The following is a 12,649-nucleotide window of genomic DNA, read 5'->3' on the forward strand; positions in this document are numbered from 1 at the left end:
GGCAACAGCATCGCTAGTTTGTTGTCATGTTTATCCAAGGCTCGATTAAATAACCCTAAAACCAAACTGACGCTTTATGATCCGAAACGGGCGCTCTACTTTCAACCAAATACTGGTTTTTACACATTCCGTTCGGATCAGCTGTTTATTCTTTCTATGGTATGCCAATACCAATGTTGCATGCAGTGAATGCGAAACATAGTAGACAACGGATAAGACCTTCTTCCTTTCACAGTCTTTGGATAGAGGCTCAATCACTGCTTCAAACTGATCTCAAGGCATCACCACATCCATTCAGATCAAGAAAATCTCTTTACATTTTTTACGACGTTTGTTGTTGAATTCACGGGCGAAAAAAGTAAGTTGAGATGACATATTCAGGCCCAAGATTAAAAGTAAATTGTTGCATGAGACGGACTTGTTCGCATCTTCCTTAGGTCATTTCATATCTGTTGACATCGATAAACTTAACATGTTAAGTTTATTTCTATATTGTAACTTTGAATTATAAGAATCAGAGGATCTTAGTTATGCAATATCATTTAAATGGTTTCAAGCCAGGTAATTATCAAGTTTCTGACGAGGCTCGCAAGGCCTACCCTACCCCTCCTATCATCGATTTGCCAAGCCAGGTAGATGTCCTAATTATTGGTACAGGCCCCGCTGGTCTGACAATGGCAAGACAAATGTCAGAGTTCGATGATATCAAGACATGTATTGTAGATATGGCGCCAGGGCCGTTACTTTTTGGACGTGCCGATGGTATTTCATGTCGTACTATAGAAATCATGGAAGCTTTCAACAGCAGTGAAATGGTTGTGAAAGAGACCTACCAGTTGAAGCAAAATACTTTCTGGGAGCCAGACGCAAAGAACCCTGACAACATCAAGCGAACAGAAAAAATTGCCGACGCAAGGGCGGGGTTATCTGAATTTACACACGGTATTGTAAACCAGGCGAGATTGCATGAATTATTAATTGATGGCATGCGTAATTCGATCACCAATTTAGAACCACACTACAGTCGTGAGCTTGTCGACTTAATCATTGACGATAACTTAACTCAAGATGTTTCAGCTTATCCGATAACAGCCACTTTCAAGCGTGTTGATGAAGCGGGTAACGGCAAAATTGAAACCGTGAAGGCTCGTTATGCGGTAGGCTGTGATGGCGGTCGTAGCCGTGTTCGTAAAACGTTAGACATTACAATGCAAGGCGATTCTGCCAACAAAGCTTGGGGTGTAATGGACATATTGCTCAATACGGATTTCCCTGATATTCGTGTGAAAAGCTTTATACAATCTAAAGATCATGGTGCTGTCATGACGATTCCTCGTGAAGGTGGTTATCTTTGCCGTTTTTATGTGGAGCTAGCTCATATTGATAAAGGCAAGCGCGCTTGTGATGTGAAACTAACAGAAAAAGATTTGATCGCAACAGCCCAAAAGATCTTTCACCCTTACAAGCTTGATGTCAAAGAAGTCGCTTGGTGGTCTATTTACGAGGTTGGGCAGCGAATTGCGGAGCGCTTTGATAATCGCCCTCTTGGGTCCTCAGAGGAAATTATTCCTCGTGCTTTTGTTGCTGGGGATGCTTGCCATACTCACAGTCCAAAAGGGGGCTGGGGCCTAAATACTTCTTTACCAGATACCTTTAATCTAGGATGGAAGTTAGCGGCTGTATTGCAAGGAAAATGTGATCCTAAATTGCTTCATACCTATGAAACAGAGCGTCGTAAGGTTGCTCAGCAGTTAATTGATGCAGACCGTGAGTTGTCTAAGCTGGTGGCAACACGTCCTGCCGCGGGAGAAAGCACTGATCAAGCGCGAGTGGATACTGCCAAAATTGAAGAGTTTATGAAGCGTCAAAGCGGTTTTGTATCTGGTACATCAATTGAATACTATCCATCTTATCTTTGTACTGGCCAGAACAACCAAACTTTAGCGACAGGCTTCAAAATAGGTCAGCGTTTTCACTCTGTCGAGGCTCAACGAACGGCCGATGGCCGTGTCCAGCACCTAGGGCATCTGGTGAAAGCCGATGGTCGCTGGCGCTTGTTTGTCTTTGGTGGAGAGCAAAGCCCAACGGACACCTCTTCAGAGGTGTATAAGTTGATTGACTATCTGGCAAAAGATAATACTTCTCCTGTGTTGAAATACACGCCAGACGGAGCCGATATCGACTCAGTTATTGACACCTATGCGATCTTTCAACAACAAGATTTATCGATGCATGACCTTCCTCAGTATTTGTGGCCAGCGAAAGGCAAATATGGATTACATGACTACGAAAAAGTTTTCCAAAAGTCCGCTGAGCATGACCCTTATCAGCTAAGAGGCATAAATACAGAAAAAGGTTGCATGGTTGTGGTTCGACCAGACCAGCATGTTGCCACTATTCTTCCGTTAACAGCGCATCATGAGTTGGCTCAATTCTTTGATCATTTCATGATAGAACCAAAATAAGTGCCATTAGGCTCAGAGAGTAACGTTTTCTGAGCCTAATACCTCATCATTTATTCTTTACGCCCCATGACATAAGAAAGGATCGCACATTCGCTGCGGTCGTACTTAAGCGATAAATTGAGCCAGTTTTTGCTTCCATGCCAAGATACGCTTTCATTTCAAATTCCGTTTTAAGCTTAATGCGTTGCAGAGGCTTTTTACTTTTTCTTATCTTTAGTTGATGTGATTAAGGTTAATCACATCAAGGGCTATTTTGTCTTCGGTCAACGGCGAATACATCATGTTAGTAATGCTTCTACTGTCATAAGAAGAAGCGTAAACACTTCAGCAGTTGGCCTCTTCTCCGCCTTTTTTGCAGTGTCGCACTTGTTCTCTGAATTTAAGGGATTGCTATGAGGGATTAATTCACACTTACAAATTTTCAATATCAACTTTAACAGGCCCTCTCTCGTCGTTTCAACCCAAGCTGGCCACACGATTACATTCTATGGATTTGAAGGAGGCAATAGAAATCAAACCTAATTCAAATTAATTAGTTGATGCCATCAACTCGCTCAGAATAATTGATTGAACCACCTTACTTGAAATTGGGTAGCAGAAAAAGACCTTATCCTTACCCACTATGTTTAGGATTCACTGTGCAAAAATAATACAATCTGAGCGATCCAGCGATGAAATAGCACAATCCCCATGAAACAACCAACCTAATAGGAGACTACCTCAGCAGTTTCTGGCTACACATAATGCCCAAAAACGAGTAGAACTGAATCATACTAAAGCCAAAATCTGAGTGAAGTTTAGACATCCACTTTAATTGCTCAAATATTGAAATAGCCTAAAAAAGGAGAAAAACACAAGCTTTACCCAAAATCCTGATTAAGACTAGTTTATAGAGAACATTATCCTTTAAAATCAGTAATATAAATTAATTTCAGGAGCAGTGTTTCTAACTAAAGAGTAACCTACGACCGCTTTTGAATTGGTTGCGGGAGCAGCGTTTCTGACTAAAGAGTAACCTACGACCGTTTTTGAATTGTTTGCTTTTTGAATTGATTGCGGGAGCAACTTTACTAACTAAAGAGTAACCTACGACCGTTTTTGAATTGTTTGCTTTTTGAATTGATTGCGGGAGCAACTTTACTAACTAAAGAGTAACCTACGACCGTTTTTGAATTGGTTGCTTTTTGAATTGGTTGCTTTTTGAATTGGTTGCTTTTTGAATTAATTGCTTTTTGAATTGATTGCGGGAGCAGCTTTACTAACTAAAGAGTAACCTACGACCGTTTTTGAATTGGTTGCGGGAGCAGGATTCGAACCTACGACCTTCGGGTTATGAGCCCGACGAGCTACCAGACTGCTCCATCCCGCGACAAGTTAAACTATTGATATAGCTTACTTTTTGGTAATGTATTTCTGAATATCTGCATGACCAAATCTAATATTTTGCTACGAAAGCTGCTTTTCTTACTAAAAAGAAACCTACGACCGATTTATTAACTTGGTTGCGGGAGCAGGATTCGAACCTACGACCTTCGGGTTATGAGCCCGACGAGCTACCAGACTGCTCCATCCCGCGACAGATTAAACTATTGATTTATATAGTTTATATGCAGAAATTAAAGATAAATTTTGTGGACAAAAACTATGTTTTGGTTGCGGGAGCAGGATTCGAACCTACGACCTTCGGGTTATGAGCCCGACGAGCTACCAGACTGCTCCATCCCGCGACAAACTAAACTACTGATATAGAATAGATTTTATCTCTTAATACTGAAATTATTATGTGACCGAAACTAAATGGTTGCGGGAGCAGGATTCGAACCTACGACCTTCGGGTTATGAGCCCGACGAGCTACCAGACTGCTCCATCCCGCGACAAATTATGTTCTAATTCACTAACAATTTCGTTTTCGTTGCCCATATACAAATGATTTCAGAAGTATTTTTCTTACTAAAAAGAAAAATACTAGCATCATTTAACTTAGCTTTGGGAGCAGCTTTTCTTACAAAAAAGAAACCTACGACCATTATCTAAATTGGTTGCGGGAGCAGGATTCGAACCTACGACCTTCGGGTTATGAGCCCGACGAGCTACCAGACTGCTCCATCCCGCGACAACGAGGGCGTATTATAGGTGAGTTCAGATAGGAGTCAAGCGGTTCATAGGCGTTTATCCTTTTTATCGTAAAAAGAACAGGCTAATCCAAACCTACGGCAAAATATAGAATGCTTGTTTTAGAAGAGTCTTGATTTTAGGCTTTATCTTCCTAGACCGTGGGACATGCTCACAATCAAGCTGAATAAAGGTAGGCTCAGTTTTATTGAGGCATAACACCGCATCCAATTCATCAATAAACTGAATGAGCGCATCATTGGCATCTCTTGAATCCCATTGCACCAAAATACGAAGCATATACACTACTTCCTTTTAAACATTTATCAATCCTAGGCGCTAATGCGGATATTTCTATATCTCGGGTAGTTGTATTTTGTAATTTAGTTATTATTGACTGTAGTCATATGTAGTTAAAAGACTACTTCATTCAGAACACCTAGCTTTGGAGCCATCGCATGTTCAGTAAAAGCGAAGAATTACTAAAGAAATCAACGATACCCGATAAGGATTCCGCCTTAATAGGTAGACCAGAAGCGCTTTCTGTCTCAGGGAAGCACGCCGTCAATAATGAATCTTTCCTTAGACCATTAAAAAGCAACGAAGCTGAGGTTGTATTGGCAATGGGTTGCTTTTGGGGAGCGGAAAGAAAGTTCTGGAATACGCCTGGTGTCGTGGTTACCTCTGTAGGTTATGCCGGCGGCATTACCCCAAACCCTACTTATGAAGAAGTTTGCAGCGGACAAACGGGGCATACTGAAGCCGTAACCGTTCGCTTTGATACTAACATCACAACACTAGCCGGCATTTTAAAAGTCTTTTGGGAAAATCATGATCCAACTCAAGGCATGAGGCAAGGCAATGATATCGGTAGTCAATATCGCTCTGCCATTTATCTAAACAATGTGGACGATATAGATACTGCGGAAGCAAGCAAAGCCACGTTTCAAAAAGAACTCCTATCGGCAGGTCACGCTATGATCACAACAGAAATTGAGCCCCTAACGACTTATTATGTTGCCGAAGAATATCATCAGCAATATCTCCATAAAAACCCAGGCGGTTACTGTGGATTAGGTGGTACAGGCGTCAGCTGCCCTATTGGTTTAGGCGTTTAATACACCTAAAAAACCACAGCATTGCATCACTCATTTGCGAGATATAAAAAAACCGAATTAGATCTAATTCGGTTTTTTTGTTTCTACTAATGGCATCTAGCCATCAACATTAATACTGTACTCTTGGTCATTGAACACGACAGTCACCTGAGTCCCGCTAGAACCTAATGCTGAACCACTCCCAAAGGTTGCAACCTGATGGTCCGCATTATTAGAATCTTTAACAGAAAGACCGCTAATACCACTAGCATCCGTTGTCACACTAACTTTATCATTCAGATAGCTCTGTATGTCCGATGTTGAAGTTGGTACATCCAATAAATCGGATATATCAAGCGCATCTTCATCAATTTGGAAATCCGCTATAACAGTACTGCTATTATCGTCCTTGTCCAAAACAAACAAATCACGACCGTCACCACCAATCATTCTGTCTTGACCACCACCACCAATCAAAACATCATTGCCGGCACCGCCATATAAAGTATCATCCCCCGCGCCACCCAATAAGAAGTCGTCGCCAACACTTCCATATAAAGTATCTTCACCAGCGCCACCATCTAGACGATCCGACTCGCCCTCTACTGTATACAAATAGCCATTTCCGTATAAAATATCATCACCATCACCGCCCTCTAACCAATCAGAGCCAGCAGCACCTGCAATATTATCTTGGGCATTGAAGGACTTAATGTGATCATTACCATCTGTACCAGTGAGAAAATCATTATTACTGGTACCGGTAATAGTGTTGTCTGTACTTGACTCAAAATCCAAGAGATCAGATTCTAAGCTTCTAGATACACCTTCAAAGAAAGTTGGGGCTTCCTCAGTAGAATCAGGTTGTCCGATAGTTGCCGTCGTAGAAACTGGGGCACTAACGGAATCCCCATCTTGACTACGAACAGATACCGCCAGATCAAATTGATCTACATCACTTTTAACAGACAGTTGCAATCCTGAGATCTGCGTTTCTGACAAATCATAGTGTCCAGTAGTCTCATTTGAAGCAATAGGATTTCCATCAGCATCAAGCAAGGTTGCACCTTCCGGTAACGCACCTATTTCATAGCTAAGTGTTTCACTACCATCAGAATCATTATTAGTGCCAGTAATATCTAATGGGTACGTAATCGAATTGGTAGAAACCAAAGTACCACTAATATTAGAGACATTAACGATTTCGGTTGTCTGGGTACTTGCAACGAAGAAATCTACAGATACTTTACCTTGAGCATCCAAAGTAACTTGATAGCTATCAGTCTGGTTAGAGCTAAAACTCTCACTTTCAAAAGTACGGTTATAATCAAATGTATCTAAAGTAGAACCATTTGCTTTAATACTATAAGTATCTTTTGTATAACCAGCAGCATTATCCCAACTTCCTTGAACTTGCGTATCAAACGATAAGGTGATTACTTTACCCGCATTTTCTACACCAAAATTAAGAGTCCGGTTAACCATATCAGTTGTAACGACTGCGCTATTGATAAAATTATCACCATCCGATCCTAATTGGCTTATATTTGAGCCATTAAGTTTCGTCGTAACAACTTCAGACGCTCCTTCTCCAATATTGACAACAAGACTTGGGGTATCAGCGACTGGGTTCACTGTTAAACTCAGATTACCCTTCGCATCCGTATTAGTCGTATATGTAATATTTGGAACATCGCCAGACCAATCTTTCACTGGTTCAAAACTATAGGAGCCGTCCGTATTCACAAGAAGAACACCAACGCCAACTATCGAAATAGAAGACCCAGCTACAGATGACTGCTCACCAACACTAAAGGAAACGACAGATAAGTCAGATTCTTCATCTGAATCATTTGCTAATACGCCATTCGCAGCATCTTTGGAAATAGAAACATCTTCATTTGTAGAAGCCGAATCATCAACAATCACAGTGGCATCATCCACGCTATTAACCGTTAAGCTAACCGTTGCTGCATTTGAAACTTGGCCAGTATTATCTTCAACAGTATATTCGAAGCTGTCATTGCCATTGTAATGTTCATTTGGCGTATAGGTGACTTGGCCCGTTTCCGAATCAACAGACACTGTGCCATGCTCAGGTTGAGTAGTAATAACAACCGTCGTTGGATCAATAATACTATCTACGTCGGTATCGTTAACCAGAACATCTATAGTGATTGCGGTATCTTCATCAGTAGCAATGGCACCTTCTTTTAGACTGCTATCAAGGTCAACAAAATTATCTGTGAAATTGACTGAATCTCTAGGATCAAATACCAAGTTAGTTGTTGACTCACTGCCATCTGCTTGCAAGGTGGTTAAAATCACTGAGTCTGGAACAACTTCAGAGATCGTCATGTTCTGAACAACATAAGACCCATTACCGCCTGTTGTCGTCAATATAAAATAAGCAACAGGCTGATCTGCTGTGAAAGAATAAGTGTCTTCAAATTCACCACTTTGTCTATAGCTACCCTGAGTACTTATCTCCTCACCATCAGATGAGAAAGCTGTTATAGAGACTTCAGTTGCATGCTCACTGCCCTTATCAAAGTGCCCACCTAGGCCATCTAATGTAAATGATATTTTATTGATAGAAACATCTGTCGTATCAATATCGACTCTTAATGATTCGCTTAATATTGCATTTGAACTAAGGCCATTTCCAGTCTCATTACCAATACCATTACCTATGTGAGTATCCCCATTCCAAGCTGTTAAAATACCAGTAGAAACAGATGTAGTAACAGTAAGGTTAGACGTCCCGTCGTTGATCGTTTTAACGACCTGCCCATCATCATTTAAGACGCCCCAATCACTCACTGATGCCGTACCACTAAAGGAACCAACCTCAAAGGCAATAGCATCTTCTATTTTATCACCATCAGAAACAAAGCGAACGTCTGTATCAGAAGCGTAGGTAACACCCACAACCATATCAACCCAATCGCCGTCTGTATTTTGCACCTGTATTGTGCCAAATTCAGGCAACTCATCAAGGCGAATGCCCGTATCGTAAGTCTTGGTAGAATCATCAGTCACCACTGGCGCATCGTTTGTACCAGTAACCGTGATCGTCAAGCTCGTTATATCTGTTGCGCCTTGATCATCGGTAACAGTGACTGGGATATTAATGATCTGTTTTTGACCCTCTGCCAAGTTATCGTAAGATGACGCATCGAAACTGTAAGACCCGTCAGATTTCAACGTCAAGCCTGCAACATCAGATGTTGTGCTGAACGACAACGCTGCTCCATCCGCTAGATCGACATCGTTGGCACTTATGGTACCTGTGATAGCGCTATCTTCAGTTACATAGTCTACTTTCGCGGTAGCCGTCGGTGCATCGTTTGTACCAGTAACCGTGATGGTTAAAGTAGTTGTATCAGTCGCACCTTTATCATCAGTAACAGTGATAGGAATCTCTAATTTAAGCTCTTCACCATCCTTAAGGCTGTCATAAGAAGAAGCATCAAACGCGTAAGTTCCATTTGAATTAAGCACCAAACCAACCACGGTGGCTGTCGTACTAAATGTCAAGCTTGCAGTACTAGGAAGATCTGCATCACTTGCTGTAATGGAACCTGTAATTCTTGAATCTTCATCGACGGAATCATTTTTGGCCTCAGCGATTGGCGCTTCATTAGCCGCCAATGCTGTCGCTGTCGCTTCAGCCGATATGTTGCCCGCTGCATCCTCGATCGTTGCTTTGATCGTCGCTTCTGGTTCGATTTCTACGGTAATGCCGCTGCCAATCAAGGCGTCTGTTAAGACCACACTCACGGCGTCTGCATCACCCACTTGGTACGTCACTGTGTCGCCAGCAACCGCATCCGCTGGGATACTGATCGTTGCCGTCACTGTGCCATCTGTTCCAAGCTCCGCTGCGTTGTAAACGCCGTCTTCGTTTGTGTCGCCTGCTATCGATATCGTTGGTGCAGAAGCCAAGGTATCAACTAGAGCTGCATCTGACCCTACGCCACCTCCAGTAGAAAGAGATGCTGTTACTTTTAAGGTATCGCCTTCCGTAACGGCAATGTCAGATACAGACACAGATCCATTGGTAATATTATTTGAGTTAAGTGTAATTACTCGATCAGGCTCACCATTATTACTTTTAACAGTGATCGTATCGCCAACCTTCGCACCTATTGGTAAGCCGATAGAAACTGTCACACTGCCATCATAAGCCTCACCAGAATTTAATAATCCATCATTGTTAGTATCGCTAGCGATAGCGACGGTTGGTGTAAACAGTTCAGCAGTTGTATAGGTCACGCCATCGATTTTTACATTCTCAACATCAATCAACAGAACGACATCGCCAGTATCCGCACGAGTAATTTGTAGATTCCCATTCTCATCCACAACAAACGTCGCCTGACTAGCATCAAAGTTCTGGAAAATAACCGTATCAACACCAGCCCCACCATCAATAGTCAGACCATCATTAACATCGTCTCCAGTAATCGTAATTTGATCATTACCAGAACCAGACAAGACATAGTCGTCACCCACTTCAGTATCGACTGCAGCCGACGTTCCATGCCAATACTGCGCTGTATTGGAATCATCACTAACATTTCCAGCGGCATCCGTTTGAGTTGCTTTAAAGAACTCATTGTCATTGGCCTGAACATCAGTCAAGTTCGACACATCAGCAGTCCAATTACCATTTTCATCAACAATAATTGAAAGACCTTCAACCTCGACATACTCACCCGTTTGAGTGTTATTACCATTTCCAGATAATCCAGAGATAACATGTAAAGTGATCGACGTACCAGGTTCTCCAGTACCATGCAAAGTCACGGTTGAGTAATCAGAATTGGCAGAGTCATCAGTGATGTTCGTAATAACAGGAGCATCGATTAATGTATCCACGGTCACGTTTTGCGTGGTCGTGCTTTCATTACCCGCCACATCGACCGCTTTAATGCTCAGGGTGTTTGAGCCTTCCGCCAACGCATTCTCAATCGCAATGCTGTAATTACCATCTTCATCCGCTGTGCCAATCGCTGTTTGCGCGGTGCCCATCGCGTCTGTGTAGCTGATTGTAACGGTCGCACCCGCTTCCGTTACGCCACTAATCGCTGGTGTCGTATCATTGGTGATCGTGTCGTCGTTCGATCCACTATTAGTTTCATCCGTGATGTTCGACGTCAAGGTACTCACAGACGTATCCACTGTGAAGCCACCGTCGGTTGCGGCGCTGATCGCTGTAAAGGTGTTGCCTGCGGCGTCCGTGCCACTGACACTTGCGCTGATGGTGGTGTCCGTCAAGACAGACAAGACCGCACTTGGAATACCAATGCTGTAGGTACCACTGTCGCTCACCAATCCGGTGTAGTTCGCTGTCGTGCCATCGTTTAACGTCACCGACAAGGTCACGGTGTCGCCTTCGCTAGCGTCACCACCCACACTGCCTGTGATCGCCACGTTGCCTAATAGATCACCCACCAATTCACTGGCGTTCAAGATGCCATCACCACCAATCGCATCGATGCTGATGGTTGCACTCGCACTGGTGTCTAAGGTCACGTCCAAAATAGTAGAACTGTTGCTGTTGCCCGCCGTGTCCGTCACGGTCACGGTCAAGTCGTTACTGCCTACGTCCAGGCCACCCTCTTCGGTGGTCAAGGTCCAAACGCCCGCCACTTGCGTCGCGGTTCCCAAAGACTCGTCACCGTTAAACACTTCCACGCTGGCCGCATCGCTGTCGATATTGCCCAACGTTAAGGTCACACTCGTGTTGTTCGTTAAGTTGTCTGTGTCGCTGTCACCACTGTCGCTGGTCACCGCCAAGTCAATCGTTGGCAAGCTCACAGACACATCCACAGTGAAATCACCGTCGGTTGCGGCGCTGATCGCTGTAAAGGTGTTGCCTGCGGCGTCCGTGCCACTGACACTTGCGCTGATGGTGGTGTCCGTCAAGACAGACAAGACCGCACTTGGAATACCAATGCTGTAGGTACCACTGTCGCTCACCAATCCGGTGTAGTTCGCTGTCGTGCCATCGTTTAACGTCACCGACAAGGTCACGGTGTCGCCTTCGCTAGCGTCACCACCCACACTGCCTGTGATCGCCACGTTGCCTAATAGATCACCCACCAATTCACTGGCGTTCAAGATGCCATCACCACCAATCGCATCGATGCTGATGGTTGCACTCGCACTGGTGTCTAAGGTCACGTCCAAAATAGTAGAACTGTTGCTGTTGCCCGCCGTGTCCGTCACGGTCACGGTCAAGTCGTTACTGCCTACGTCCAGGCCACCCTCTTCGGTGGTCAAGGTCCAAACGCCCGCCACTTGCGTCGCGGTTCCCAAAGACTCGTCACCGTTAAACACTTCCACGCTGGCCGCATCGCTGTCGATATTGCCCAACGTTAAGGTCACACTCGTGTTGTTCGTTAAGTTGTCTGTGTCGCTGTCGCCACTGTCGCTGGTCACCGCCAAGTCAATCGTTGGCAAGCTCACAGACACATCCACGGTGAAATCACCGTCGGTTGCGGCGCTGATCGCTGTAAAGGTGTTGCCTGCGGCGTCCGTGCCACTGACACTTGCGCTGATACTATTGCCCTCAGCCAAGTCACTGCCAGCTACGTCGATGCTATACACCAAGTTTCCATCCACATCTTCGCTCACGGTGCCCGTATAATCGCTATTGCCGTTCACTGTTAAGGTCACGACATCGTCCACCGCTGCGTCACCACCGACACGGCCTGTGATTGTCACATTGCCTGCCGCTTCGCTCGCATTAATCACGTCATCGGACGCCACCGCGTCTATTGTGATCGTCGCCGCTGTCGTAGTGTCTAAATCTAACGTATCCGTTTTAGTTGACGTATTGCCCGCATCATCAGTTGCTACAGCGCTGACGGTAATCGTGCCGTCGGTCAGACCACTTAGATCCGCATCCGCCACACTCCAGACGCCGTCAGTTTGTGTCGCATCCACAACCACGTTGTTGGTGC

The 12,649-nt window shown here is 44.1% G+C and carries 4 protein-coding genes, 5 tRNA genes and 1 pseudogene; 2 read left to right on the plus strand and 8 right to left on the minus strand.

Features of this window, described 5'->3' with window-relative positions; translation table 11 throughout:
- Positions 1 to 167: 167 nt before the first annotated feature.
- Positions 168 to 375 (minus strand): annotated as a pseudogene (locus tag V6259_RS12410) (IS5/IS1182 family transposase); the annotation flags it as partial.
- Between the two features lie 155 nt (positions 376 to 530).
- Here V6259_RS12410 and V6259_RS12415 point away from each other — a divergent pair.
- Positions 531 to 2,465, plus strand: coding sequence for an FAD-dependent monooxygenase (locus tag V6259_RS12415; RefSeq protein WP_341584770.1), 1,935 nt, complete (start codon positions 531 to 533; stop codon positions 2,463 to 2,465).
- A 1,292-nt stretch (positions 2,466 to 3,757) separates the two neighbouring features.
- Here the strand turns inward: V6259_RS12415 and V6259_RS12420 are convergent.
- The 6 genes from V6259_RS12420 to V6259_RS12445 form a co-directional block, all read right to left on the minus strand.
- Positions 3,758 to 3,834, minus strand: a tRNA-Met gene (locus tag V6259_RS12420).
- Positions 3,835 to 3,964: 130 nt separating this feature from the next.
- A tRNA-Met gene (locus V6259_RS12425) sits at positions 3,965 to 4,041 on the minus strand.
- Between the two features lie 74 nt (positions 4,042 to 4,115).
- A tRNA-Met gene (locus tag V6259_RS12430) sits at positions 4,116 to 4,192 on the minus strand.
- A 71-nt stretch (positions 4,193 to 4,263) separates the two neighbouring features.
- Positions 4,264 to 4,340 (minus strand) — tRNA-Met (locus tag V6259_RS12435).
- Between the two features lie 162 nt (positions 4,341 to 4,502).
- A tRNA-Met gene (locus V6259_RS12440) sits at positions 4,503 to 4,579 on the minus strand.
- A 95-nt stretch (positions 4,580 to 4,674) separates the two neighbouring features.
- Complete coding sequence (locus tag V6259_RS12445; RefSeq protein ID WP_341584771.1) at positions 4,675 to 4,878, minus strand: hypothetical protein; 204 nt, start codon at positions 4,876 to 4,878, stop codon at positions 4,675 to 4,677.
- Positions 4,879 to 5,036: 158 nt separating this feature from the next.
- Here V6259_RS12445 and msrA point away from each other — a divergent pair, with 158 nt between their 5' ends.
- A complete protein-coding gene (gene msrA, locus V6259_RS12450) occupies positions 5,037 to 5,696 on the plus strand; it encodes a peptide-methionine (S)-S-oxide reductase MsrA (RefSeq protein WP_341584772.1) in 660 nt (219 codons plus the stop codon).
- Positions 5,697 to 5,792: 96 nt separating this feature from the next.
- Here msrA and V6259_RS12455 read toward each other — a convergent pair whose 3' ends face one another.
- Positions 5,793 to 12,632 (minus strand): Ig-like domain-containing protein, encoded by a 6,840-nt coding sequence (locus V6259_RS12455; protein ID WP_341584773.1) that lies wholly within the window; start codon positions 12,630 to 12,632, stop codon positions 5,793 to 5,795.
- Between the last annotated feature and the right edge of the window lie 17 nt (positions 12,633 to 12,649).

This window comes from Marinomonas sp. TI.3.20 (assembly GCF_038155025.1).
GTDB lineage: Bacteria > Pseudomonadota > Gammaproteobacteria > Pseudomonadales > Marinomonadaceae > Marinomonas > Marinomonas flavescens.

Coding starts and splice junctions, on each gene's coding strand:
- msrA (WP_341584772.1), top strand. CDS start 5,037: ATGTTCAGTAAAAGCGAAGAATTACTAAAGAAATCAACGATACCCGAT.
- V6259_RS12445 (WP_341584771.1), bottom strand. CDS start 4,878: ATGCTTCGTATTTTGGTGCAATGGGATTCAAGAGATGCCAATGATGCG.
- V6259_RS12415 (WP_341584770.1), top strand. CDS start 531: ATGCAATATCATTTAAATGGTTTCAAGCCAGGTAATTATCAAGTTTCT.